This window comes from Bacillus sp. DWP3-1 (assembly GCF_049896565.1).
Taxonomy (GTDB): domain Bacteria; phylum Bacillota; class Bacilli; order Bacillales; family Bacillaceae; genus Bacillus.
On the sequence record NZ_JAFCUN010000001.1, the window covers coordinates 842,156 to 867,863 of the forward strand.

The 25,708-nt window shown below is 41.7% G+C and carries 32 protein-coding genes; 4 read left to right on the plus strand and 28 right to left on the minus strand.

The features are described 5' to 3' along the window. Positions 1–40: 40 nt before the first annotated feature. Both ACP7A0_RS04310 and ACP7A0_RS04315 read right to left on the minus strand, forming a co-directional pair. Positions 41–274, minus strand: a complete 234-nt coding sequence (locus ACP7A0_RS04310) for a DUF2164 domain-containing protein (RefSeq protein WP_003215556.1) — start codon at positions 272–274, stop codon at positions 41–43. Between the two features lie 220 nt (positions 275–494). Next, positions 495–1,076: a TetR/AcrR family transcriptional regulator gene (locus ACP7A0_RS04315; protein ID WP_426004365.1), complete on the minus strand. Its 582-nt coding sequence runs from the start codon at positions 1,074–1,076 to the stop codon at positions 495–497. Positions 1,077–1,345: 269 nt separating this feature from the next. On the opposite strand from ACP7A0_RS04315, the gene ACP7A0_RS04320 reads away from it, so the two are divergent. Further along, entirely contained in the window at positions 1,346–2,608 is a 1,263-nt protein-coding gene (locus ACP7A0_RS04320) for an MFS transporter (protein ID WP_060596763.1), read from the plus strand. Positions 2,609–2,638: 30 nt separating this feature from the next. Here the strand turns inward: ACP7A0_RS04320 and ACP7A0_RS04325 are convergent, their stop codons facing one another. Next, positions 2,639–3,076, minus strand: coding sequence for a peptidylprolyl isomerase (locus ACP7A0_RS04325; RefSeq protein WP_008359679.1), 438 nt, complete (start codon positions 3,074–3,076; stop codon positions 2,639–2,641). 322 nt (positions 3,077–3,398) lie between these two features. Between ACP7A0_RS04325 and ACP7A0_RS04330 the strand changes: the two genes are divergently transcribed. Next, entirely contained in the window at positions 3,399–4,283 is an 885-nt protein-coding gene (locus ACP7A0_RS04330; RefSeq protein ID WP_034661133.1) for a DUF1002 domain-containing protein, read from the plus strand. Between the two features lie 38 nt (positions 4,284–4,321). On the opposite strand, the gene lysA is transcribed toward ACP7A0_RS04330, so the two are convergent. From lysA to ACP7A0_RS04445, 23 genes are all read right to left on the minus strand, one after another. Beyond that, complete coding sequence (gene lysA / locus ACP7A0_RS04335; protein WP_060596764.1) at positions 4,322–5,647, minus strand: diaminopimelate decarboxylase; 1,326 nt, start codon at positions 5,645–5,647, stop codon at positions 4,322–4,324. A gap of 115 nt (positions 5,648–5,762) precedes the next feature. Continuing rightward, on the minus strand, positions 5,763–7,235 hold the full coding sequence (locus tag ACP7A0_RS04340) for a spore germination protein (protein WP_034661136.1): 1,473 nt from the start codon (positions 7,233–7,235) through the stop codon (positions 5,763–5,765). Beyond that, the gene (locus tag ACP7A0_RS04345; RefSeq protein ID WP_106031043.1) at positions 7,189–7,797 is read right to left on the minus strand and encodes a stage V sporulation protein AE; all 609 of its coding nucleotides are present in this window, start codon (positions 7,795–7,797) and stop codon (positions 7,189–7,191) included. Before ACP7A0_RS04345 ends, ACP7A0_RS04340 begins: the two co-directional genes overlap by 47 nt. A 6-nt stretch (positions 7,798–7,803) precedes the next feature. Continuing rightward, positions 7,804–8,154, minus strand: a complete 351-nt coding sequence (gene spoVAE, locus ACP7A0_RS04350; protein WP_007501045.1) for a stage V sporulation protein AE — start codon at positions 8,152–8,154, stop codon at positions 7,804–7,806. Continuing rightward, positions 8,154–9,170: a stage V sporulation protein AD gene (gene spoVAD / locus ACP7A0_RS04355; RefSeq protein WP_106031042.1), complete on the minus strand. Its 1,017-nt coding sequence runs from the start codon at positions 9,168–9,170 to the stop codon at positions 8,154–8,156. Before spoVAD ends, spoVAE begins: the two co-directional genes overlap by 1 nt. Positions 9,171–9,182: 12 nt before the next feature. Further along, on the minus strand, positions 9,183–9,635 hold the full coding sequence (gene spoVAC / locus ACP7A0_RS04360) for a stage V sporulation protein AC (protein ID WP_034661140.1): 453 nt from the start codon (positions 9,633–9,635) through the stop codon (positions 9,183–9,185). A gap of 20 nt (positions 9,636–9,655) precedes the next feature. Then, a complete protein-coding gene (locus ACP7A0_RS04365) occupies positions 9,656–10,072 on the minus strand; it encodes a stage V sporulation protein AB (RefSeq protein WP_034661142.1) in 417 nt (138 codons plus the stop codon). Beyond that, a complete protein-coding gene (locus tag ACP7A0_RS04370) occupies positions 10,062–10,682 on the minus strand; it encodes a stage V sporulation protein AA (RefSeq protein ID WP_060596767.1) in 621 nt (206 codons plus the stop codon). The genes ACP7A0_RS04365 and ACP7A0_RS04370 overlap by 11 nt, the downstream gene beginning before the upstream one ends. Positions 10,683–10,796: 114 nt before the next feature. Beyond that, positions 10,797–11,564, minus strand: coding sequence for an RNA polymerase sporulation sigma factor SigF (sigF, locus tag ACP7A0_RS04375; protein ID WP_106039225.1), 768 nt, complete (start codon positions 11,562–11,564; stop codon positions 10,797–10,799). A gap of 13 nt (positions 11,565–11,577) precedes the next feature. After that, positions 11,578–12,018 carry an anti-sigma F factor gene (gene spoIIAB, locus ACP7A0_RS04380; RefSeq protein ID WP_034661145.1) on the minus strand — a complete coding sequence of 147 codons (441 nt, stop codon included), beginning with the start codon at positions 12,016–12,018 and terminating at the stop codon, positions 11,578–11,580. Continuing rightward, entirely contained in the window at positions 12,015–12,368 is a 354-nt protein-coding gene (spoIIAA, locus tag ACP7A0_RS04385; RefSeq protein WP_034661146.1) for an anti-sigma F factor antagonist, read from the minus strand. The genes spoIIAB and spoIIAA overlap by 4 nt, the downstream gene beginning before the upstream one ends. A 162-nt stretch (positions 12,369–12,530) precedes the next feature. After that, positions 12,531–13,685 (minus strand): D-alanyl-D-alanine carboxypeptidase family protein, encoded by a 1,155-nt coding sequence (locus ACP7A0_RS04390; RefSeq protein WP_374955737.1) that lies wholly within the window; start codon positions 13,683–13,685, stop codon positions 12,531–12,533. Between the two features lie 157 nt (positions 13,686–13,842). Continuing rightward, a complete protein-coding gene (locus tag ACP7A0_RS04395) occupies positions 13,843–14,655 on the minus strand; it encodes a purine-nucleoside phosphorylase (RefSeq protein ID WP_034661149.1) in 813 nt (270 codons plus the stop codon). Between the two features lie 11 nt (positions 14,656–14,666). Then, positions 14,667–15,851, minus strand: coding sequence for a phosphopentomutase (gene deoB / locus ACP7A0_RS04400; RefSeq protein ID WP_426004372.1), 1,185 nt, complete (start codon positions 15,849–15,851; stop codon positions 14,667–14,669). Between the two features lie 151 nt (positions 15,852–16,002). Further along, positions 16,003–16,893 carry a site-specific tyrosine recombinase XerD gene (gene xerD, locus ACP7A0_RS04405; protein WP_060596771.1) on the minus strand — a complete coding sequence of 297 codons (891 nt, stop codon included), beginning with the start codon at positions 16,891–16,893 and terminating at the stop codon, positions 16,003–16,005. Between the two features lie 6 nt (positions 16,894–16,899). Continuing rightward, positions 16,900–17,127, minus strand: coding sequence for a YqzK family protein (locus ACP7A0_RS04410; protein ID WP_003215798.1), 228 nt, complete (start codon positions 17,125–17,127; stop codon positions 16,900–16,902). Between the two features lie 118 nt (positions 17,128–17,245). Further along, positions 17,246–17,698 (minus strand): ferric iron uptake transcriptional regulator, encoded by a 453-nt coding sequence (gene fur / locus ACP7A0_RS04415; RefSeq protein ID WP_003215577.1) that lies wholly within the window; start codon positions 17,696–17,698, stop codon positions 17,246–17,248. 118 nt (positions 17,699–17,816) lie between these two features. Then, positions 17,817–18,464: a stage II sporulation protein M gene (gene spoIIM / locus ACP7A0_RS04420; RefSeq protein ID WP_060596772.1), complete on the minus strand. Its 648-nt coding sequence runs from the start codon at positions 18,462–18,464 to the stop codon at positions 17,817–17,819. A 116-nt stretch (positions 18,465–18,580) separates the two neighbouring features. After that, positions 18,581–19,711: a S8 family peptidase gene (locus ACP7A0_RS04425; RefSeq protein ID WP_106031041.1), complete on the minus strand. Its 1,131-nt coding sequence runs from the start codon at positions 19,709–19,711 to the stop codon at positions 18,581–18,583. A gap of 109 nt (positions 19,712–19,820) precedes the next feature. Then, on the minus strand, positions 19,821–20,042 hold the full coding sequence (locus tag ACP7A0_RS04430; RefSeq protein ID WP_106031040.1) for a hypothetical protein: 222 nt from the start codon (positions 20,040–20,042) through the stop codon (positions 19,821–19,823). Positions 20,043–20,110: 68 nt separating this feature from the next. Next, complete coding sequence (locus ACP7A0_RS04435; RefSeq protein WP_034661163.1) at positions 20,111–20,563, minus strand: GNAT family N-acetyltransferase; 453 nt, start codon at positions 20,561–20,563, stop codon at positions 20,111–20,113. Further along, positions 20,550–21,731 (minus strand): TIGR00375 family protein, encoded by a 1,182-nt coding sequence (locus tag ACP7A0_RS04440; RefSeq protein ID WP_106031039.1) that lies wholly within the window; start codon positions 21,729–21,731, stop codon positions 20,550–20,552. The genes ACP7A0_RS04435 and ACP7A0_RS04440 overlap by 14 nt, the downstream gene beginning before the upstream one ends. Continuing rightward, a complete protein-coding gene (locus tag ACP7A0_RS04445) occupies positions 21,728–22,285 on the minus strand; it encodes an NUDIX hydrolase (RefSeq protein WP_060596775.1) in 558 nt (185 codons plus the stop codon). The genes ACP7A0_RS04440 and ACP7A0_RS04445 overlap by 4 nt, the downstream gene beginning before the upstream one ends. Positions 22,286–22,452: 167 nt before the next feature. Between ACP7A0_RS04445 and ACP7A0_RS04450 the strand changes: the two genes are divergently transcribed. Beyond that, the gene (locus ACP7A0_RS04450) at positions 22,453–23,376 is read left to right on the plus strand and encodes an aldo/keto reductase (RefSeq protein WP_060596776.1); all 924 of its coding nucleotides are present in this window, start codon (positions 22,453–22,455) and stop codon (positions 23,374–23,376) included. Positions 23,377–23,818: 442 nt separating this feature from the next. Here ACP7A0_RS04450 and ACP7A0_RS04455 read toward each other — a convergent pair whose 3' ends face one another. Beyond that, positions 23,819–24,100 (minus strand): antimicrobial peptide LCI, encoded by a 282-nt coding sequence (locus tag ACP7A0_RS04455; RefSeq protein WP_282066483.1) that lies wholly within the window; start codon positions 24,098–24,100, stop codon positions 23,819–23,821. Positions 24,101–24,422: 322 nt separating this feature from the next. Further along, positions 24,423–24,647 carry a YqkE family protein gene (locus ACP7A0_RS04460; protein ID WP_106031036.1) on the minus strand — a complete coding sequence of 75 codons (225 nt, stop codon included), beginning with the start codon at positions 24,645–24,647 and terminating at the stop codon, positions 24,423–24,425. A gap of 124 nt (positions 24,648–24,771) precedes the next feature. Here ACP7A0_RS04460 and ACP7A0_RS04465 point away from each other — a divergent pair, with 124 nt between their 5' ends. Next, the gene (locus ACP7A0_RS04465) at positions 24,772–25,698 is read left to right on the plus strand and encodes an alpha/beta hydrolase (protein WP_106031035.1); all 927 of its coding nucleotides are present in this window, start codon (positions 24,772–24,774) and stop codon (positions 25,696–25,698) included. The last annotated feature ends 10 nt before the right edge of the window (positions 25,699–25,708 follow it).

A 25,708-nucleotide genomic window follows, 5' to 3' on the forward strand; every position in this document is an offset into this window, starting at 1 on the left:
TTTCCTCTTTATCCGTTAGTAGGGCGCACACCATTGATGATCATCTTTTTTCGAGTGCGAATAGATCTTCCTCTAACAATTGCGATCTCTGAACAGCAATGTTCCGGCTGTCACGAACCCCTTGATTATAATAGTAACTTCCAAGATTTTTTGTGATAAATTCTAGTATATTAATGGCTGCTAATTCACCAATCTCTTCTTCTCGTTCTTCGGCAAAGTAACGCTGAATGGCAATCATCATTTGATTTTTTTCTTCTTTTGTTAATGGTTTCAAATTATCTCCTGCTTTCTTTCAGCATGAAACACGCTTTTTTAATTTGCATTGACTTCTGTTTTTCAGTTGAATGTGGCGACACCCACAAATGCGAATATTTGTTCTCTTATCATATCACAAAATCGAGTTCTGTCCATAACTGTCCTAAAAGAAAAAGCGTGTTTTGATAGCTTGATCAAAATACGCTTTCCCTATATTGACTGTTTTCCACGTAGACTGTTTATTTCAATATGGAAAGTATCGTCGCTACAGAATGATCTACAAATGAACGCTCTGGACGAGATTTCATGAGGACGGTAAGTCCAATGAAAGAAACGACCAGTGTCTGTGCTAAAGCTTTAGCATTCAGACTGCTTTCGAGCTCACCCGAGCGAATACCTTGAACAATCTTTTCTTCAAAAATGACCGAAAGATACATCTGATGCTCTCTTGTAAGAATTTCAAATTTCTCTTCGTGTGGCGCAAGTTCCACTATTGTATTGATGCAAAAACATCCTTTACTCGGACCATCTCTATATTCCTCTTCTACTAAATCTGCAAATAATGCATGAAATGCTTCCTTTGCAGAAAGATTGCTTTGAAGTTTTGTTCGAATATGGCCAGCATGCTGCTTTGTATATTTGCGTAATGCGGCCTCAAATAATTCCTCTTTATCTCCAAAAGCTGAGTATAAGCTTGGCCGCTGTATTCCCATTTTTGCAGTCAAATCGCTTAATGTAGTGGCCCTATACCCCTTTTCCCAAAAAAGCACCATTGCCTCATCCAACGCTTTTTCCTTATCAAATTCCCGTTGTCGAACCATCAGCAATTCCTCATTTCAACAATAAAATTTCTTCACAAAGTCAGCCATCTATTTCTTGATATTATTCTCTATTTGGTTACCAATCAGTACATTATAATTTTATTTTATTGACGTACTAATGTCAAATTGCCTTACCCTCTCAAGATCAGCATCAATTAACTGTATCAAAGTCTTGACTTTAAAACGTTTTGTTGGTTATCCTTAACAGGAATCATAATATACCGACCAGTATATTATACTTTTTAGTACAAAAGGAGACGATGAAATGCATGGTGAAAGAAAAAATCACTTCCATTGAACATCTTGATATGGAAACGACTCATTTACCAATCAAACCGAGATCAACGATGACTCGCTATATGGCACTGCTGTTTGCGATAGCCTGCGGGATGGCAGTTGCAAACATATACTTTGCACAACCGTTATTAGACTCCCTCGCATCCGAATTTGGTATCACCTATTCATCCATTGGCATGGTCATTACGATTACTCAGCTTTGTTATGCGCTGGGGCTGCTACTGATAGTACCACTTGGTGATCTATTGAATAGACGCCGGCTCATCATTGGTCAGATGCTTTTATCCGTGTTGTCTCTCATTCTAGTCGGCATCGCTCCTATCGTCACCGTCCTCTTTATAGGATTAGCTGTGGTCGGACTGCTTGCTGTGGTCACTCAAGTACTCGTAGCGTTCGCAGCGACTTGGGCCGCTCCAGAAGAGCGCGGTCGTATTGTTGGCTTGGTGCAAAGTGGAATCGTGATCGGGATTCTTCTCGCACGAACGTTTGCTGGTGTACTAACCGATCTCGCCGGCTGGAGGTCAGTCTACCTAGTTTCTGCCATTATGATGCTTATCATAACTGGCGTGTTGTTCCGAATTCTCCCGGGTGATGACAGCGAAAGAGAGTCATTATCCTATGCAAACCTGCTTCGTTCAATGTTTACATTGTTCAGACAAGAACGAATCCTGCGCATCCGTGGAATTCTGGCTCTTCTTATTTTTATTGTGTTTGGTACGTTATGGACTTCGCTCGTGCTGCCCCTCAGTACCACGCCATTCTCTCTTTCACATACTGCTATTGGCGCATTTGGCCTTGCTGGAGTAGCCGGAGCATTAGGTGCTGCTCGGGCTGGGAGTCTTGCTGATCGAGGTTTAGGACAGTTCACAACCTGCATTGCCCTTGTCCTATTGCTCGTTTCATGGTTTTTCATCGGTTTGGTTAAGCATTCACTTATTGCATTAGTCATTGGTATTATCATTCTTGACCTATCTGTGCAGGCCGTACACGTGACCAATCAGAGTATGATTTTCACTGTTCGGCCTGAGGCGAGAAGCCGGCTTACTGCTGCTTATATGATTTTTTACTCCATCGGCAGTGCGACTGGTTCTATTGTTTCAACCAGCATATACGCAAACGATGGCTGGATCGGGGTATGTTTATTTGGTGCCTCTGTCAGTGCCATTGCCCTTTTGTATTGGATTATCACCTACCGCCTTACGGAACAAATAACCGTAAAATCAGATTTAACATAAAAAAACACCGCGATTAAGCGGTGTTTTGGATTAAGCATCGACAACTTCGACTTTTTCCATACCTTGGCCTTGTTCCATATCTAGAACAGCCTCGATACCAGATGTTACTTTGCCAAAAACAGTGTGAACACCGTTTAAATGCGGCTGAGGGTCATGTACGATAAAGAATTGGCTGCCGCCTGTATCTTTACCAGCATGCGCCATTGATAATGAACCTCTTTCGTGTTGATGTGGATTCCCTTCTGTTTCACATTTAATTGTGTAACCAGGACCACCAGTTCCATTACCGTTTGGATCGCCGCCTTGGCTTACGAAGCCTGGGATGACGCGGTGGAATTTCAATCCATCGTAGAAGCCTTCATTCGCTAATTTTTCAAAGTTTGCTACTGTACCTGGAGCAGCCTCTGGGTATAGTTCAAACTCAATTTTCTTACCATTCGTTAGTTGTATGTATCCTTTTTTCGCCATTTTTCACATTCTCCTTTCAGGTTAAACAACGCTCATTATAGCACATTTTCGGTGATGTTAAACATCCCCTGCTCTTTGATTGTGATTTACCTCTTTTCTTAGGATTGATACAATAGAAGAGCTTGATCCTTTTTTCCTATTAAATTGATGACAGACTGTGCAACATGTCTTCATTATATTGGAAAAGGAAAACATCTTAAAAAGAAAATTGAAACGTCGAATCGATTTGTTACGTCTATATGATGGAGTGCATTTCTTTACGTGTGCTCAAAAGATGAGTTTCTCTTGAAAGAGGAACCCTTTCGACTTGAAGGAGGTCAACATGTTTAAAAAATCAATGCTTGGTATGATGGCAGCGCTCCTTTTCCTAATTGGTGCGCCAAAAGTCAGCTTAGCGGATGCAGCTGTCGGCGATGTCATCGTCACACTTGGGCAAGACTTAACTCCGGCTGATCGCCAGAAGGTGCTTGACGAGTTGAATCCACCTGAAAATGCGACAAAAATTGAAGTAACCAATAAAGAAGAGCATGAATATTTAGGAAAGTATATCCCTCGTTCTTCTATCGGGACGAGAGCATTATCATCTTCATCTATCACCATTGAAAAATCAGGTACTGGTCTGACTGTGGATACACATAACATCAAGACCATTACAGATGAGATGTATTTAAATGCTTTAATGACAGCCGGTGTCAAGGATGCCAAGGTTGTCGTGACTGCGCCGTTTGAAGTTTCTGGTACAGCCGCACTGACGGGTCTATTAAAAGCCTATGAAGTGTCAAGCGACAAAGCCATTCCAGAAGATGTGAAACAGGTAGCAAACGAAGAGCTTGTGACAACTTCTAAATTGGGTGACTCCATCGGGAAAGACAATGCTTCTGCCCTTATTGCAAAAATCAAGGATGACATTGCGAAAAATGGTGTCCCTAAAACAACAAAAGAAGTAGAAGAAAAAGTGGATCAGGCTGCTTCTGATTTAAACTTAAATCTAACGCAAGATCAAAAGGATCAGCTTGTTTCACTATTCGATAAAATGAAGAACATCAATATCGATTGGAGCCAAGTAGGATCTCAAATCGATAAAGCAAAAGACAAGATTACGAAATTCATAGAATCAGATGAAGGGAAAAACCTTCTTCAAAAGATTTGGGATTTCTTTGTCTCCATTTGGAACGCAATCGTCTCTGTATTTACTGGAGGAAAATAAGTCATCATAAAAAGCTGCCTGTACATCAGGCAGCTTTTTTACGTAGATGATTTCACTTTTGATTGATACGGTAAATCAAGTTTGACAATATCGGCATATGTTTCGCGTTCAACGACAAGCTGCGCTTCCCCGTCTTCTACAAATACAACAGCCGGGCGCGGGATGCGGTTATAGTTGTTTGACATACTGTAGCCGTAAGCTCCGGTACAAAAGACAGCTAATAAATCTCCTTGTGATAACTCTGGCAAATCGATATCCCAAATGAGCATATCTCCGCTTTCACAGCATTTCCCTGCAATGGAAACCGTTTGATCATGCGTTTGGCTCATTTTGTTGGCACTTGCCGCTTCATATTTCGCTTGATATAAAGCTGGACGAATGTTGTCACTCATTCCCCCATCTACCGCAACATAATCGCGAATGCCAGGTACATGTTTTGATGAGCCGATCGTATAAAGCGTTGTCCCTGCATCTCCAACGAGAGAGCGGCCTGGCTCAATCCAAATTTCCGGCATATCAAACTCATAGCGGGCTACGTTCTCTTTTACAGCTTGGATAATTTTCTCGACGTATTCTGTCGCAGGAAGTGGTTCATCTTCTTCTGTATAACGGATACCAAAGCCGCCGCCTAAGTTTAACACGGTCGAAATAAAACCAAATGATTCTCTCCATTCATCTAGCTTCAAAAAGATTTTATCTGCTGCAAGGACAAAACCAGCCGTATCAAAAATTTGTGAACCGATATGGCAATGAACGCCTAAAAGCTCGATCACTTCTGATCCAAGCACTTGTTTCACCGCTTCATCTGCTTGTCCATTGTGAAGGTCAAAGCCAAATTTGGAATCCTCTTGGCCTGTTGTAATGTAATCATGTGTATGCGCTTCGACACCTGGTGTAATACGGAGCAGCACTTTCACCTGTTTTGACAGCTCTTGACCAAGCTCTTCAATGAGCTTCATTTCGTAGAAATTATCTACGACAATACAGCCGATCTCGTGCTCTAACGCCATTTTCAATTCTTCCCTGCTTTTATTGTTGCCATGGAAATGAATTTTTTCTACCGGAAACCCGGCGCAAATGGCTGTGTGAAGCTCCCCTCCTGATACGACATCAAGAGATAATCCTTCTTCCTTGGCAAGCTGAAACATGGCGATGGAGGAAAATGCTTTACTCGCATATGCTACCTGCGCTGTTAACTCTTCTTCTATAAATGCTTTTTGAAAGCTTTTTGCACGCTCCCGTATTAAAGCCACATCATATACATAAAGTGGTGTCCCATACGTTTCAGCTAAAGAAACGGCATCAACACCACCAATTTCTAAATGACCGAGTTCATTTTGTCTGCAAGTGCCGTGTAAATACAATGTCATTCCCTCTTTCTCCGCCTCGGCTGAAAAAAGACAGCTGCGTGAGCTGCCTTTTGCCGTTTCTCAAAGTTAAAAATACAATATCACAATCTTCAGCCACTTTCAATGAGCGTTAAGAATTTGGCGGAATTTTTGATCTGTTTTGAGGGTGAACGATGCTTGGCCTTACTTTTGAGCCAGGAACAGACGTCCGAATTAACACTTGCCATAAAGCTTTCCCATTAAAAGGAAGAAACGGCCACATATAAGGCGTCTGCAATGAACGTATGGATGTTAAATATATGATTAACAACGTAAAACCAATGATGAGTCCATTCAGCTTAAAGATCGCCACGAGTGCTAGTATGATGAGTCGTACAATCTTATTGGCGACACTCAGCTCATAGCTTGGCGTTGTAAATGTCCCGATAGCCGCTAGTGAGACGTATAAGATGACCTCTGGCGTAAATAAACCGACATCAATGGCGATTTGTCCAATTAAAACAGCCGCAATCAGCCCCATGGCGGTCGACAAAGCGGTTGGCGTATGAATCGCTGCCATCCTTAAAAATTCCACCCCAAAATCAGCAAGGAATACTTGTAATATGACCGGGATATGAGAAGGTTTATTAAAGCCAATATAGCTTAAATGATCCGGCAGAAGACTTGGTTCGAGGATAAACAGAAACCAAATCGGTAAAAGAAACGTTGAACATAAAATGCCTAAAAAGCGTACCCATCTTAGGAACGTACCAACTGCAGGTGCCTGGCGGTATTCTTCTGCGTGCTGAACGTGGTGAAAAATGGTGGTTGGCGTAATGATGACACTAGGAGATGTATCCGTAATGATGATGACATGACCTTCTAGTATATGGTTAGCGGCGACATCTGGACGCTCGGTGTAGCGTACAAGGGGAAAGGGATTGTATCCTTGTTTAATAATGAATTCTTCAATCGTTTTATCAGACATCGTCAGCCCATCGACTTTGATTCCTGATACTTCTTTCTCTATGATATCGACAAGATCTGGATCCGCAATATCTTCAATGTAGCAAACACATACATCCGCTTTCGAACGTTCGCCTACTTTGAGCATTTTGTATCTCAGTTTTTCATCTCGCACCCGTCTTCGTATGAGCGCTGTATTGACAATAATGTTTTCAACAAAGCCGTCTCTTGCGCCCCGGACAACCTTTTCTGTATCCGGCTCCTCTGGCATTCTGCCAGGATAGCTTCTGACATCAATGATAAATGCGTAGTTTTCACCTTCTACTACAACTGCCACAAGCCCCGACAGCACTTGGTCTACCGCTTCATCGAGCGTTTCAACCTTCGAGACCTGCTGATTGACTAGACGGTTCTCGACCACACGTGCCAGATCATCTGATTCAGGTTCGTTGTCATTGATTTCAATTAGCTCTTTTAATAAGTAGATGACATACTGTGTATCACACAGTCCGTTTACATAGTAAAGTTGGATTTCCTGATCGTGTATATAAATTTTCCGCACGCCAAGGTCAAAGCTGAGACCCATTCCGACATTTTCCTTGAAGTAATCTTCATTTTTCTTCGGGTCTCGGTACACGTTTACCTTGTCTTTCTTCATGGAAACCACTCCTTTCTAAAATTAATTCAACTGCTTTCATTGTGATCGGAGATCCCTTGCTCAGATCATCTTTACGTCCCATTTTGCCAATATCTCCAATCCCAACAACAAACGGAAGATGGAGCGAGTCAAGACAATACACTGTATCCCCGCTCATTTTATGAGGCTCCATTTCAGGAAGACCATGCTTGTCGACACCGTATTCTGTCAGTTCACCCTCCCGGTCAATGGAAACATGAACTTTTGTCCATTCAGCTTGATGCGTTTTGGATGCAACGGCGATCGCTCCTATGACTTCAATTTCAGGGTGACGCGCCACATGCTTCATCGCTGTCTCTCCTGTTCCTTCACCTGTCAGGCCAGAGTCATCAAACATGACAAACACTGGATCATACGGCGTTTTTAAAATCATCTGTACAAGTTCAGGCCCTGTCCGTTTGCTTGGATTTCCTTTTGAGCTGGAAATACATCGTCCACCGACGTTTTTAGCAGCAAGCTCAATGGTTTTGGCAGCATATATATCTCCGTCTGTCACTAAAATGACTTTCCGTCTTTGCCCCATATTAGGTTATCCTTTCGGTTTAAAGATAAGAGCGATAATAAATGAGAATAAAATCGCAGCTGAAATTCCAGCAGAAGTTAATTCAAAAATACCGATCCCGATTCCGATGAACCCGTGTACATCTGCCTGATGCATCGCCCCATGAAGCAAGCTATGACCAAAGCTGACGATTGGTACGGTTGCGCCCGCACCTGCAAATTCAATAAATTTATCATAAATACCGAATCCGTCTAAGATGGTACCCGCCACAACAAAGGTGGTCATGACATGTGCAGGCGTAAGTTTGAGTACGTCTAGTAAAAGCTGGCCAATGACGCAAATAAGTCCGCCTGCAACAAAAGCGATAAGATAATCCATTAGCTCTCTCCTCCTGCACGCTCAAATACGACACCGTGCGCAATGGTTGGAATGGTCTCTTTTTGCTGGACCATCGTCGGGCTGAGAAGTGCCCCGGTTGCGACAACCAGTACTCTTTGCAAATTCCCTGCCTTCATTTCTTGAAAGATGTGACTGAATGTCACAACAGCTGAACACGCACAGCCGCTGCCTCCAGCGAACACGTTTTGATCGGGTGTATAGATGATTAATCCGCAATCATCGTGCTTTCGGCCGAGCTGAATGCCGTCTTCTTTGAGCAGATCCTTTAAGATCGGTGAGCCAATGCCAGATAGATCACCTGTTAAAATAAGATCGTAATCTTCAACCGTTCTCCCTAGATCTTCTAAATGCTGCTTGATGGTATCTGCTGCTGCCGGTGCCATTGCCGACCCCATGTCAAATGGATCTGTAATCCCAAGATCCATAACTCGTCCCACAGTTGCGCTTGTAATTTGAATTTGGGAGGGCTCTTGGCTGATAATAACGGCCCCGCTCCCAGTCACTGTACTTGTCGCTGTATCTGGTTTTTGTCCGCCGTATTCTGTCGGATTACGAAATTGGCGTTCTGCCGTCGCATTATGACTGCTTGTCGCAGCAATGGCTCTTTTTGCAAAACCACCATCTACTAATGCCGAAGCAATGGCGACCGATTCCATTGATGTGGAGCATGCTCCAAATAAACAAAGAAACGGGATTTTAAGTTCTCTTGCCACATAGTTTGCTGTGACGTTTTGATTCAGTAAGTCTCCTGCCAGCAAAAGATCAACATCGCTTTTTTGCAAATTTGCTTTTGATAAAGCGGTTGATATCGCATCATCCATGAGCTGCCTTTCAGCCATTTCCCAGTTCTTTTGATAACAATGCATTTCGTCGTATGTTTTATCAATTAGATGACCGATCGGGCCTTCTTTTTCTTTCGGTCCTGCAGCTGTTCCTTCTGCATTGACATAAAGCTTGTGCTCAAATACCCAAGATTGTTTACCTGTTAGTTTCACGTTTCATTCCTCCTACGAAAACGCCTTTTCCAAGATGTATCGAATGATCCCTACGACATATGCCGAGACGACACCAAAAACAATGACGTTCCCAGCAAGCTTAAACATGTTCGTGGCTACACCTAACACAAGCCCTTCACTTCTATGTTCAAGAGCAGCACTTGTCATGCTGTTTGCAAACCCTGTCACCGGGACAGCGGATCCCGCTCCAGCAAACTGGCCGATTCTATCGTAAATACCGATACCAGTTAATATAGAAGAAATTAAAATGAGGGTCGCTACGGTTGGGTTCCCTGCTGTCTTTTCATTAAAATCAAAAAAGTGAATATAGAAATTTTGCAGCCCCTCGCCTATGGCACAGATCAATCCACCAACAAGAAAAGCCTTGATGCAGTTGAGGACATAAGGAGGTTTAGGCTGATACGTTTTCACCTTAGATGGATAGTTCTCTTTTAAACTCGACACGTGTTGTTCCCTCCAAATTCTTAAATATAAATTAGCCAATGAAATAGTGAACCAAATACCTTTCCTAAGACAATGGCCATGAGAAGCAAAACAATTTTCCCGTCCATTCCAATTCTTTTCGTTAATATAGGAAGTACATTTAATACTTCAGTCAGCGCAGCTGCAAGCATGCCGACGAAGATGCCCGCTAAAAGACCGATCGGAAGTGCCAGCCATTTGGATAAATGCAAATGTATTGGACTTAAGGTTGCCCAGCCGCCAACGACCGCCCCGCTGATGACAGCCGCCTCGTATCCTTGTATGAAGCGCTGCGTTTTGGTTAATTGCATTAAACGAGGGATGATGCCCAGCACTGTGAGAAATGCCACAAATCCTGCTCCTACCGTTAAACCGCCGCCAAGTCCAACAAGCACGACAAAAAGCCACTTACCGATCATGAATGTCTTTCATTGTCTCTTTATTTTCTTTGAGGGCGACATAATGATCGAGATCGAGCTGATATTTAAACATTTCCACTTCAAGCGGACTTGGTTCTTCATTTAAACGCTTTTTAAATACATGATTGAAAAATAAAATCATGCCGAAGCCTAGTCCGAAGCTATATGGAATTTGCAATAAATAAGGATGCTCAACCGTTTTTCCTGTGATCATTTCATATAGGCGGATATGAACGAGCCGCATACTGACATCCTCGTGGAAATTCATAATGGCAAGCGCCGCTCCGACAAATAACAGGAGCCATACAAACACAAATAAAACGGGAGAAAGCTGGCGTTTGCCTGTATCAATTTCGACAATGGCCTCAGCGCCTCCAACGGTTTGAATGTCGATGTCTGGCCATGTTTTTTTGATCGTTTTGACCACATGCATGATATCAAGAACGGCGATGTGACGATCCTTTTTACTGACATGATATATCGGCATTTTGCTAAGCTTTTGCACAGCAAACTCATCACCAGTGATTTGGGCGATATCTTCTAAATAAACAAGCTGATCATTACCGGTCTTGATTCGATGGCGCAGCCGAAGAAAGATTTGTCCGTCCATCCAAGTCACTTCCTATACGATGGGTTAAAAATAGTATGTGGTGAAAAATGGTTCTCATACTGATAGAACTTGATTTACCGGTAATTACCACACAAAAAAAGCCAGCCTAATTGGCTAGCTGTCTTTTTGATCCATTTGCATTTGGATTTGTTTTAAAATTTTCTTTTCAAGCCGCGAGACTTGTACTTGTGAAATACTGAGCCTCTCTGCTACCTCAGATTGTGTTTGGTCTTTATAATATCTTAAGTACACAATGAGTTTTTCTCGTTCTTCTAATTCCTTGATCGCTTCTTTCAGAGCGATTTTATCAAACCATCTTTCTTCTGAATGATCCGCAATTTGATCAAGCAATGTAATCGGGTCTCCGTCATTTTCATACACGGTTTCATGAATCGATGTCGGTGAGCGGACCGCTTCTTGGGCGAGGACGACATCCTCTGGTGTGATATCAAGATATTCGGCAATTTCCTGGACAGTGGGCATTCTTCCGTGAGACTTAGACAATTCATCTCTTGCCCGCCGAATTTTATTTCCAAGTTCTTTTAGTGACCGGCTCACTTTGACTGTTCCATCATCACGAATGAATCGCTGGATTTCACCAATGATCATTGGAACAGCGTAGGTCGAAAACTTCACATCATATGACAAATCAAATTTATCAACAGATTTCAGCAGTCCAATACAGCCAATCTGAAACAAATCATCTGGTTCATATCCTCTATTTAAAAAGCGCTGAACAACGGACCAAACAAGACGCATGTTTTTTTCTACGAGGAGGTCTCTTGCTTGCTGATCACCGTCTTGGCTTTTTTTGATGAGCTCTTTGACTTCATCATTTGACAGCTGGGCTTTTTTTGCTTGCTTTTTTACCTCCACATCCATATGAGCAGCTCCTTTAATTACAAAGCGCTTTGCTTTTTGATAGATGCTTTGTTAAACGGATGGTCGTGCCCATTTCTGGAGATGAGTCTATCATGACATCATCCATAAAATTCTCCATGATGGTAAAGCCCATTCCAGAGCGTTCTAAGTCTGGTTTTGTGGTGAATAGCGGCTGTCTTGCTTCTTCAAGATCTGTAATGCCCATGCCTTCGTCACGGATGGTGAGGTACACAACATGGTCATCAAGTGTGACATGGATATGCACCTTGCCATCTGGATTTCCATCATAGCCATGGATAATGGAGTTTGTCACCGCCTCTGACACAACGGTTTTGATTTCTGTTAATTCATCTAATGTCGGATCAAGCTGGGCGATAAACGCTGCGACTGTCACCCTCGCAAAGGATTCATTTTGACTTAAAGCAGAGAAGGTCAGGTTCATTTCATTCCTCATGATGCCACCCCCAATGTTTGCAATGCCGTTTGCTCTGAAGGCTCCATACGGATGATTTTAAATAAGCCAGACATATCAAATAATCGGTTCACTGCTGGCGAGATAGCACAGACGACCATTTCTCCGCCAAGCTGCTTAATTTCTTTATATCTTCCTAAAATCACTCCGAGACCTGAGCTGTCCATAAACGTTAAATCAGCCAAATTCAGCACGATGTGGCGAATGTCCTCTGTTTCCAAATAATTCGTCACCTTTTGTCTCAATGTTTCTGCGGAGTGATGATCAAGCTCTCCTGTTAACCGAATGCAAAGTACGCTCTCTTTTACTTGAAAATCAATTTCAAGGCTCATCTTTTTATTCCTCCTTGCTCTAATTTCGGATAAAGATTGTTTCTCTTTTTTATCAAGTAAATCCTTCACCATGACAAAACTAGTGACCATTCGTCACATTTAGATGTTCTTTTCTTCTTACTCATAGCAAAAAGACTGCCAATTACAGCAGCCTTTCACATTTTATTTCCATTTCACAAATTCCGCCATCGCTCTTTTCAAGAAAGTCCAAACGCCTGCTTTTTCCATTCCTTCTTTAGCTTCTACAGGGCTTTCATGCAGCACTTTTCCGTCTTTTTTCAAGACAATTGTACCTAGTTCCGTTCCTTTTGAGAATGGGGCCGTGACATCCTGAGACAATTTGATTTCTTTTTTAATCTGATCCACATTTTCGCCTTTTTTCGTTAAAAGGGAGATTGGCTCAGAGGTGACAAGCTGAATTTTTTTCTTTTTCCCTTTGCTTACCTTGATCTCCGCTACATCTTGTCCTCGTTTGTAAAGCGGGTGAGTGGTGTATTGACTAAATGCATAGTCTAACATTTTGACCACTTGAGCGTTTCTGTCTTTCGGTGTACTTGCGCCGAAGACAACTGCAATGACGCGCATGTTGCCTTTTTTAGCGGATGCAGTTAAACAGTATTTGGCTTCGCCTGTAAAACCTGTTTTCAACCCATCGACTCCTGGATAAAATTTAATCAATCGGTTCGTATTCACAAGCCAGAATTTTTTATCCGTGTTTTGACGGAGATAGTCTTCGTAGACCCCTGTGAATTTAGTGATTTGTTCATATTTCAACAGCTCTTTTGCCATTTTTGCCATATCATGAGCTGTACTGTAATGGTCTTTTTCAGGAAGTCCTGTTGGGTTTTGAAAGACCGTAGAGGTGAGGCCGAGTTCTTTTGCCTTTTTGTTCATTTGCTCCACAAACTGTTCTTCAGACCCTGCAATATGCTCTGCCATGGCAACTGAAGCATCATTTCCTGACGCAATCGCAATGCCTTTCATCATTTCTTTCACGGTCATTTCTTCTCCAGGCTCAAGGAAGATTTGTGACCCTCCCATTGATGCTGCATAGTCACTTGTTCTAACCTTGTCAGTCATTTTCAGTTTTCCTTGATCAATGGCTTCCATGATGAGAAGCATCGTCATGATTTTGGTCATACTTGCGGGTGCAAGCTTTTCATCGCTGTTTTTGTTGTAAAGCACTTTTCCCGTGTCACGTTCTATTAAGATCGCTGATTTGGCTTCGTGCACCAATTCTGATGTTTGTTTTTCTCCTGGTTTTTCAATCTTTTCTTTTGCTATCGCTGATGGTGAAACCATTGAGATAAGGATCATTAAAATAAACAATGCACATATATGACGTTTCAAGTGGCAGACCTCCATTATCGTAATCCTTTCTATTTTTTCCTCATACAGGCTGTTTTATTCAGAGATCGTATGATTGCCATAAAAAAACCTTCTGTCGATAAAACAGAAGGCTTCTTGAAACATGCTATGAGAGTTGTTTGACTACATCTTTTACTAAATCAAGGAAACTCGCTTTCACTTTTTCCGTTACTTCAATGACTTCATCATGAGACAGCGGCTGATCTAAAATACCTGATGCCGCATTAGAAATGCATGAAATACCAAGCACTTTGATTCCTGCATGACGCGCAACAATCACCTCTGGAACAGTTGACATGCCTACAGCATCTGCTCCAAGTGTTCTGAGGAAACGAACTTCAGCCGGTGTTTCATATGAAGGACCTGTCATCCCTGCATAAACACCATGCTGTACAGATATACCTAAGCGCTGAGCTGTTTCTTCTGCAAGTGCCAGCAAATCTTTATCGTATGGGGCAGACATATCAGGGAAACGAACACCTTGACTGTCATTTGGTCCAATTAATGGATTGGTCCCCATCATATTGATATGATCTGTAATCAGCATGAGATCGCCTGGATGGAAGGATGTATTCACACCGCCGGCTGCATTTGTCACAATGCATGTCTCAATGCCAATTTCTTTCATCACACGGACTGGAAACGTCACTTGCTTCATATCATATCCTTCATAGAAGTGAAAACGTCCTTGCATAGCACATACGACAGTGCCTTTCAGCGTCCCGATGACGAGCTGTCCTGCATGACCCTCTACTGTTGAAACAGGGAATCCAGGAATATCTTCATATTTCAATTTGATTGGATTTTCAATCTCATCTGCTAAAATGCCAAGCCCTGAACCTAAGATCAATCCAACTGTTGGTACGTTTGTCGATGCTTGTTTAATGTATGCCGCCGCTTCTGAAAACTGTGCTCCCACGAGATTTCCCCCTATTTGAGTTTAGATAAAAAGCTTGTGCCGTATTTTGGCATGGCTGACTTGAAATTGTCTGCAACTGTTGCTCCAAGATCAGCAAAGGTTTTTGCTGTTGGCAGTTCATTTGCTCCCTGATGCTTTTTGCTGTAAGCAATGAGCGGAACGTATTCTCTTGTATGATCTGTTCCGTGATGAACAGGGTCATTTCCATGATCTGCTGTGATCACAAGGAGATCATCCTCTTTCAACAGGTCAAACACTTCAGGAAGTCGTGCGTCAAATTCCTCTAATGCTTTTCCGTAGCCCTCTGGATCTCTTCTATGTCCGTAAAGAGCGTCAAAATCAACAAGGTTTAAAAAGCTGAGTCCTGTAAAGTCTGTTTTAAGTGTATCGACCAGCTTGTCCATTCCATCCATGTTCGATTTTGTTCTAAGAGAAGATGTGATTCCTTCGCCATCATAAATATCAGAGATTTTGCCGATTGCAATCACATCGAGCCCATCATCTTTCAGCTCATTCATAACTGTACGGTCAAATGGTTTTAAAGCATAGTCATGGCGGTTTGGTGTTCTGTTAAATGCGCCAGGCTCCCCGACAAACGGACGAGCGATAATACGTCCAACCATATACTTTTCATCTAATGTGAGTTCACGTGCAATTTCACAAATACGGTAAAGTTCATCTAAAGGCACCACTTCTTCGTGCGCAGCAATTTGCAGCACAGAATCCGCAGATGTATAGACGATTAGATCGCCTGTTTTCATGTGCTCTTCGCCAAGCTCGTCTAAAATTTCAGTACCAGACGCAGGTTTATTTCCAATAATGCCTCTGCCTGTTTTTTCTTTTAGTTCATTTAATAGTTCATCTGGGAATCCGTCTGGGAAGACTTTGAACGGTGTGTCTATGTAAAGACCCATGATTTCCCAGTGTCCTGTCATTGTGTCTTTACCATTTGATGCTTCTTGCATTTTCCCATAATACGCAAGCGGCTTTTCATCCGCTGGAATTCCTTTGATTTCTTTAATATGGCTCAGCCCAAGCTTCGCCATATTCGGCATATGAAGCCCGTTCATTTTTTCAGCAATATGTCCTAGTGTATCTGCACCTACATCATTAAATTCAGAAGCATCGGGTGCTTCCCCAATTCCTACTGAATCCATTACGACGAGGAAAATGCGTTTATACTGATAATCAGGCATTAAAAAGCGCCTCCTTCAATATTCTTGTCTTTTGACCTTTCAAAAAGAGAGGTCTGACATCTCAAGTATAAACCGTTTACAAGCCGGTTGACAACCATAAACGGTGCAAACATGAAAAAGCATGACACACGTTCACTGTGTCATGCTTTACTTATGCCCTTGGATGGAATTTGTGATACACATCTTTCAGTCTTGTTTTCGTCACATGTGTATAAATTTGTGTTGTTGAGATATCGGCATGTCCGAGCATCTCCTGCACGGCTCTTAGGTCTGCACCGTTTTCAAGCAGATGTGTTGCAAATGAATGCCTGAGTGTATGGGGTGTGAGTTCCTTTTGAATCCCTGCTTCGATGGTTCTTTTTTTCAAATTCTTCCAGAAACCTTGCCGCGACATTTTTTTTCCGTGATGATTGAGAAATAAGGCATCTGCCGGCTGTTTTTTTAACAGCTTGCTTCTTCCCTTTTCGATATATTCTTCAATCGCACTTGCAGCAGCTTCACCAATTGGCACAATCCGCTCTTTTCTTCCTTTTCCAAAACAACGGATAAAGCCCATTGTGAGGTGAACATCAGCAAGAGTCAGATCCAGCATTTCACTGACGCGAATGCCTGTTGCATATAAGAGCTCGAGCATCGCTTTGTCACGGTAGTCAAACGGAGTGTGCTGATTTGGTGTATCAAGCAGCTTTTCGACTTCCCCTAGTGATAGAACTTTCGGTAGTTTCCGCTCTGTTTTTTGCGTTTCAATGTTCCACGACGGATCATCTGTTGTCACTTTTTCCCGGAGCAGAAATTGATGGAAGGAACGGATCGAGGATAGATGCCGCACTGACGTTTTGCTCGATTTCCCTTCCTCCTTTAGCTGCTTTAAATAATGAATGATATGCAGGCGCGTGACATCTTTGATATCCGTCAGCTGCTCATGTGTCATTAAAAAAGAAAGGTAGTTCTGTAAATCTCGTTTATAAGAAACAATGGTATTTTCAGAGAGTCCTCTCTCTACTGTCATAAAATGAATAAAGTCGGATAATTGATCGTTCAATGATTTCTACTCCCCGTTTTGATAAAAATAAATCAATCGGTCTTGCCAGTTGTCTTGATTCGGCTGATCCATTTCCATCACTTTAATTGCTGCACCCTCTGGTTTATCATAACGATGGTAGCTTTCATATTCTGAATTTATCCATATCATAGCATAATAGAACAAGACGGTAAAACCAGTGAACAAGATGAATACTTTCATCACTTCACCTGTTGTTTTGAGCCATTTTCGCATGATTTTCATGTCCTTTCTCAAGCTTCTCATTACTTCAGCATATGCCAGGTGGGACAAGGAATATACAGCGAAAATGCAAAAAACCTCTTCATCTTAAATGAAAAGGTTCCAATTCGGATTATTTGCCGGATTCATCATCATGACACCGGTGGCAAATACCATGGAATGTCAATCTATGATCCTTAATTTTAAATTTCCAGTCACGTTCAATAATCTCTTCAACGTCTTCTAATAAATCATCTTCTATCTCATCGACTGTCCCGCATTCCATGCAGACAAGATGATGATGGAAGTGAGCGGCTCCTTCTTTGCGAAGATCATATCGCGAAACGCCGTCTCCAAAGTTAATTTTATCAACAACTTTCAGTTCAGTTAGCAATTCTAACGTTCGATAAACAGTAGCAAGACCAATTTCAGGAGACTTCTCTTTTACGAGGAGGTATACATCTTCTGCACTTAAATGGTCTTCTTCATTCTCAAGCAGTACTCTTACTGTTGCTTCACGCTGTGGCGTGAGCTTATAGCTGGAAGAATGAAGCTGTTTCTTAATTCGATCAATCCGATTTTCCATTGACTTTCCCTCCTACGCCACATTACTTGATCATTATATCAAATGATGTGCTGAGAGCCAACTATAATCATTTTAAATTGATAAATAAATTGATTATTATTTAATAACGATTATAAAATTATGAAAAAAGAACACCTGCCAGCTTTTTCATGAGCATGAAAGATACGTAAGATTCAAAAAAGGACGAAAGTGCAGCAAGCGTTAAAATCATCAGCAAAACAGATGCATACCGGGCGAACCACTGAACAGGTGCTTGACTGATGGTTTTTTTCATGAACAGCTGCCCAATGAGACGGATGGAAAACGCAATCGCACATGTACCAATCACTAAATAGGCTGGAATAAGCAATATGTTTTGCGGAAGAACCGATACGAACGAAAGGAAAAAACCACTCAGCCCCATTTGATTTACTAGAAAACCAACTGTAAACCCAACGACAATTCCTTTTAAAAAGATCATGAGAAAGATGAGCGGCAGGCCAATGATAGATATTCCTAGTATCCACATAAGACCTAAATATTTCATATGATGCAAAAAGCTTTGCAAAAACATTTCTTTTGATTCTGCTGCTTTCTCATTCGTCAGCTGACCAAAAAATTGATTTAAATAATAGAATAAATCCTCTTTCTGACTAATTGTCATACTATTAACGATGATGGCCCCAAAGATCACGCCCATTAAAAAGAGTACAGAGACAAACAAATAAATCGATAGATGGTCTTTTACGTGCTGAAGAAGATGTTCCTTCCAAGACTTTTTCCGCATGCGTCTTCCTCCCAAATAGTAAAGGTTACTAGATTCTATGAGAGAGATTACGAAACATGACAGTTTTATTGAAAGAAAAAAGAGAAAGCAGCCTAAACACTGCTCTCTCTTATCATTTATCGGGCGGCTTTTTGTACGTTCACAAGCCCGGCACCATAATAAAAAGGATCTCCAAGCTTTGCAGCCGTTTTTGAAAGTCTCTCGCGCACTTCATCGTTTGTCAAATTCGGATGTTTTGATAGAATGACAGCCGCAGCGCCCGCTACATGCGGTGATGCCATGGATGTTCCACTCTTATAGCCATATTCATTATGAGGAATGGTGCTGAGCGTTGAAACGCCCGGTGCTGAGACTTCCACTTCTTCGCCGACAGATGAATCAAAGGCTCTTTGTTTTCTTTCGTCAACAGAGGCAACCGCCATCACTGAGGCGTACTTAGCTGGATAGTCAACCGTGTTGAGAGAGCCATAACTTCCTGCATTCCCAGCAGAAGCCACAATGAGAATCCCTTTGCCATATGCTCGATCTACCGCTTCTTTCAGCGCTTCAGATTCACTTGCTCCTCCCATACTAATATTGATGACATCCATGTCATTCTCAATGGCCCATTCAATTCCTTTAATGATCCAGCTATAGTAGCCGTCACCATTTTCATCTGCCACCTTGACCGCATAGATAGAAGCCTTTGGCGCAACACCAACGACACCTACCTTATTATCTAACGCTGCAATTGTGCCTGCCACATGCGTTCCGTGTTCATGCGGGTCAACAAGCGGATCTGACTTTGTTGGAACAAAGCTGACTCCGCCGGTGACATGTAAATCTTCATGTTTGCCATCGATGCCGCTGTCAAGAACGGCTACTTTGACATTCTGTCCGGCGTATCCCCGTTTATGTACCTTTTGTGCTTTGATGCTTTTGATGCCATATGGGATCGTTTGACCGCTTGTTTTTGCCTTTTGGTCTTCCTCAATGAAGGTCACTTCTTTTGCCTGATTCAGTTTCTCTTTCGATGCCTCATTCAAGGAAACTTTCATCATATCTATTTGCTCTATGGATTCTTTTACATGCCCACCAGCTTCTTCGACAAGCTGTTTTTGTGTATGATCTTGAACGGAAGAAGAAAAGCCGATCATGTACTCTTTTTTTGCTTGCTCCTTTGCAGAAATATGTGAGGCGCCGAACGTGACCGATGCCAGCATCATACTTGCCATACAAAGCCTTGCTCCAATTGACTTGACGTTCACAATACTCACTCTCCCTTTCATCTTTTTGTCATTTAACTACATTTTCAGACAAAAAGAAACGACCGTTTGTCCTATTTTTTAAAATTTTTCCATTTATTTGAACTAGTTGTCACAAAAAAGCAAAATAAAAATGCTTATGATCCTCTTGAAAGTGATCATAAGCATTCCTTCTTTTATGTTTTTTCATCATGTGCTGCAAGGCTTCTTGTTTTGTTTTTGTCTTTCTTTCATGTGTGCTAAAATGCGGCATGTTTCCTCTCGACAGTTCCGGGTTTCGGCTGTGCTGCCTTTCAATATGTTCTCGTTTTTTCTTTGCATTGCTTTTTCCCATTTGGCAAAACCCCTTTCGTTGACGTTATGATACACGATGTGACATAAAAAAGATAGACGTATACACGCCTATCTTTCTGTTTTCACCATATCAAGATGAGGAATCCCATCTTCATCATAACAATCTGAAACGGCCTTAAAACCAAATGATTCGTAAAACGACTTCAAGTAGGCCTGCGCCTGAATTTTGACACTTGTTTCACCTAATTCACTCAGCTTTTCCAAAGCCTTGCTGAGCAGCATTTTTCCATAGCCTTTTTTTCGGCCTGCCTGCGTCACAAGAACGCGGCCAATGGACGCCTCTTCGTACATGATTCCGCTTTGAAAAATTCGGCAATAAGCCACAATCGTGCCGTCCTCTTTTGCAGACAGATGAAGCGCTTCTTGGTCCCGGTGATCAATTTCAGGGTAAGGGCATGTTTGTTCAACAACAAACACATTGACTCTTTCCATTAAAATTAGGTAAAGATCCTCTTTTGTTAATTGGTCAAACGTTTGACATGTCCAGTTAACTTGATTCATGATTGATATCCACCTTACCGTACACTCCGCCCCCGCCAGCGATCAGTTCGACTTCACCTTTTCTTGCTTTGATGATGTAATTGGCTGTTTTTTCTGGCAGGATAGCTTTTAGTTCTTGTTCTGTTGCTTGATGAAGGATATTCATCTCTGTGTGAAACACGGCTTTTAGCTTCTCCAGCGTTTTGGCTCCGACACCCGGAATAAATTGAAGCGGGAGCTGATGAACATAAGGAGGTCTTGTTCCTTTGTCACTTTCTTGGTCAGCAAGCTCCTTTAAACGCTCACTCACCCCTTTTGTCATCCGGGTATGTCCGCATGCGTGGCACTTTTCTTGATCTAGCGCGCGAGGTCTTACTCCGCACTTCTCGCAGGTTGTATGATAGTACTTCCCAAGCCGCGGAGCGAGTCCATAATTTCCTGTAATGGCTCTGCCCTCTTTCCCTTCAAGGGCTAGTTTGAATTCGGCAAAAGAGGCATGATCCATTCGGATTTTTGTATATTCTCGCGCAATTTTCCCTAAAGAATGAGCGTCTGAATTCGTTAAAAAGGGATAACGGTTCAGCTCACTTATTTGGGACGCCATTGACGTATCGCAGCTAAGACCTAGTTCAACAGCATCAATGAGGTCTGGGTCGAATACTTCCGTTAAAGACGTGTTGACTCCTTTGCCAAATAAGCTTTTATGCGGCGTGAAAATATGAGCAGGAATAAACAAGCCTCCTAGCTCCTTGACCTTGCGCTGAAGTGTTTTCCCATCAACATAGAGGCGCTGTGAACTCAAATGCACATTTTTCATATGAAGCGCGAGCCATGCGGAGAACTCAGACATTTTGTGAAGTGTGGGCATAAATGCAAGCACGTGAATTGGACCTTTTGAATGGTTATCGTTAATTTCTAATTCACTGCCTAAAAGCAGCACGGTCTGTCCAAATGATAGACCGCCATCATTTAGTTCAGTGTACTTGCCTTCCTCTACACCCTCTATTAATTCTTCTAGGACTTCTGGAGATTGTGCATCAATCACACCAATCATCCCCATCCCTTTACTTTGCGTTGCTTCAATGAGAATTTGGTCAATTGTCAGTGACCTTGCACCTGTAATTTTAACAGCTCTGCCTGTTCTGGTTCTGCCAATATGAATATGGATGTCTGCAAAAAACTCCCTCATTTTGTTGACTTAAGTACCTCTTGCAATTGTAAGTACTGAATGGCATAGGCTGTTTTTGCATCATAAATGTGCTGCTTTTCAATGAGGTGCAAGGCTTCTTCTAATGAAACTTCCATCACTTCAACAAATTCATCTTCATCCAGCTCTCTTTTTTCTTCAAGCGGAACCAGCTGATCTGCAAGATAAATGTGGACGATTTCATCTGCGAAACCAGGTGATGTATAAAAGGCCGTCAGCTTTTGGAGCTGCTGAGTGGTGTACCCTGTTTCTTCTTCTAATTCTCGCAGTGCTGTATGTGCCGGCTCTTCTCCTGGCTCTAATTTTCCAGCCGGAATTTCAACGATGGCTCTCTCTAGTGCTTTACGGTATTGCTTGACCAAGATGATTTTATTTTCGTCTGTACGAGCAATGACGGCCACTGCACCAGGATGTTTGATGATTTCGCGTTTGCCTTGTTTTCCGTTTGGCAATTCTACATCTTCAAGAACCAAATCAATGATTTTTCCGTTATATAATTCTTTAGTCGATAATGTTTTTTCTTCAAAGTCCTTCAATTTTGTCAGCTCCTCGTTCTACTTTCACTTTTTACTTCATTCATTTTAACATAGATGATTTAGGAGAAGCGAAATGCGAACGCTTGCTTCAATGCGCCACTTGAAATCACCTAGCTTGAATTCCAGATTTTTTTCACTTAATGTGAAGGGATAGGAGTGTGATGGAATTGAAAAAAAGACGAATTGGTACCTCGGATCTTTTGGTGAGCGAGGCAGCACTAGGATGTATGTCCCTTGGAACGGAAAAAGGAAAAGCGCTCTCTTTATTAGATGAGGCTATAGACCTTGGAATTAATTATTTGGATACAGCCGATTTATATGATTTTGGGACAAATGAAGAAATTGTCGGGGAGGCTATTAAAAACAGGCGGCAAGATTTGATTTTGGCCACAAAAGGCGGCAACCGCTTTGAAAAAGGCAAATCTGGCTGGGACTGGGACCCTTCAAAGGCGTACATAAAAAAGGCCGTGAAACAAAGCCTCAAGCGGCTGCAAACAGATTATATTGATTTATACCAACTGCACGGAGGCACGATAGATGATCCTATCGATGAGACGATTGAGGCTTTTGAAGAATTAGTGGAAGAAGGCGTTATTCGCTATTATGGCATCTCTTCTATCCGTCCAAACGTCATTAAAGAATACGCCAAAAAATCCAACATCGTCAGTGTGATGATGCAATATAGTTTACTCGACCGCCGTCCAGAGGAATGGTTCTCTCTTCTTGAAGAACAAGGCATTAGTGTCGTCGCAAGAGGACCTTTAGCAAAAGGGCTTTTAACTGAAAAACCACTTTCGCAAGCAAGTGCAGCGATTCAAAAAAACGGCTATCTTCAATATTCATTTGACGATCTCCAGCAGGTCATTCCTTCTTTAAAGAAAGTCGCTTATGACCTATCACTCACAGAGCTGTCCATTCAATATTTGCTTAAGCATTCTGCGGTCAGTTCCGTTGTATTTGGCGCAAGCTCGGTGGAACAGTTAAAAGAAAATGTTGCAGCGGCAAATGCACGTTCTTTAAGTGACCAAGAAGTAAAAGCATTGACTTACTATACAAAACCATCTGTGTATGAGGCGCACCGGTTTAAATAAGATAAAAAGAGATCACATCATGTGATCTCTTGGATTGTAGAGAAACTTATGTTTTTCTACAATTTTTTATTTTATCGTATGTATGAACTCTTTTTCATGTTCAACAGGCAGTGGAGAAGCCTTGCTGCACAGCTTCGTTTATGCACATTTTTTCTGGAACTGATTGTAGTATCTATCATTTCTTCGATCAGTTCACCGAAAAAGTGGATTTTTTCTCTCTTAAAAAGAGAGAAGGGGCTAAAAGCCCCGTCAGCTTGAAGAGAAAGTGAGGGTTTTTAAGACAAGATGTCCACAAAACCCTCATTTTTGTCTTTTGAACTGTTCGATAAACGATATATGGTGTTTTTCACTTGGAGTTCATTCAATATACGGTGTGTTTAAACCTTCAAAAAAACTGTCGAGATTTTCTCGACAGCCTGAAGGGACTAAAAGCTCCGTTGTCTTATCTTGCACTTTCATAATATGCATAATTTCCAGATTTGCCTTTAAGATAAAATGTCGTACCAAAACGACTGAAACTATTTGCAAAAGAACCATTATCCGAATACATACATAATCGATTACTTGCGCCTTTAAAAGGAGTTACAGAACAATCTACAATTGAAGTAGCCTTTGTACGCAAATCCGCATTCGTTAAATCATTTGTAGCAAGAGCTTGTCCAGAAACAGGTAAAAGCAATCCTAAAGATAAAGCAACTCCAGTCATTGTTCTTCTCAATTTCATGTGAATCATCTCCATTTCCAAATTTTTCAATGCATCTTCATTATAAGAAGAATGCTCCTCTATTTAAAGGGTCTTAATTACTATATTTGTAATAAAAAGGAATTTTAATAAATCAATACTCCCGTTTCTTCTATTTTGATCACGTATAAAATAGGTGATGGGATTTAGTTTTAAATCATATTGTCACGAAGCTGAAATGAAGTGAAATTCGAAGGAGTCAGAAGAGTCTGCTCTCAAAGCACCTATGTTTTGAACAAGTTCATTTCTGTTGCTCAATCTCAATGATGACATGAAAAAAAGGAAGCATCAGAGCTCCCTTTTTTTAGCTTTTATATTTTCTCCAGTCCAAATGACTTTCATCTAGCAGCTCGGAGAAGCTTTTATTTTTTTCTTTTTCTTTCTGCTGCCGAAGGAGGTCTTGTCGTTTTTGTTCTTCTCTTTTTTCTGTCTCGGCGGCAAGGTTCTGCTTCATTTGAAGGAGCTGCTGTTTGAGATCCTCGTTTATGCCGTCCTTTAATTTCGCTTGATCTTGATTGGTCTTTTTCATTGTGCCTCTCTCCTTTTGCCCTAAGTGTATCATCCGTTTTATTTGCTGAGCAAGAGTCACGCCAATCTCCCAACATGTGGTATGATCGTCATAGGAAAAACTTCGGAAAGGAAGAATCAGCTGGATGAAGAAATGGATCGCTATACTTGCCTTGATATTATGTCCGCTCGCTGCAATCGGCATTTTTTTCACCAATAAAATGATGTATATTCGAAAATTAACAGATGAAGAGCTCATCAAAAGAGAATCAGATGAAGGACACTATCATCACGAAGAGTTTCAACAGCTTAAAAAAGAGAAAGTGTGTATTCCTTCAGCATTTGGTTATGATCTTCATGGCTATTTTGTGCCGCATCCACATACAACACGCACCATTGTACTTTGTCATGGCGTCACAGTCAGTTTGATTAATTCCGTTAAGTATATGAAATTATTCCAAAAGCTCGGATGGAATGTGATGCTTTATGATCATAGAAGACATGGAATGAGCGGCGGGAAAACCACGAGTTATGGATACTATGAAAAAGAAGATTTAGCGCAGGTCGCGAAGTGGCTCAGACAAAGACTCGGGGAAAATGCCATTATCGGCATACATGGAGAATCAATGGGTGCAGTCACGACTTTGTTATATGCTGCAAATCCGGAAGCAAGCGCCAATTTTTACATAGCTGACTGTCCTTTTGCTTCTTTTGAGGATCAGCTTCTCTATCGATTAAAAACAGATTTTCGTCTTTCAGGGCAATGGATTCTTCCACTAAGTGATCGAGTGTTAAAATGGCGGGATGGATACAGCATTCGGCAAGTTTCACCGCTGGATGTGATCGATCAGGTGAAAGAACCTGTGCTTTTTATCCATAGTCTTCATGATGACTATATTCCATGCGAGCAGAGTCAGCAGCTATATGCTCGAAAAAAAGGTGATAAACAGCTATTTATAGCGCCGCACGGGGCACATGCGATGTCTTTTAGCGAAAATAAGGCAGCTTATGAACAAGAAGTTCAAGGATTTCTTCAACAATTTGAATCGAATGAAGATAAAAGAGGAGAATGAACAGCGGTTC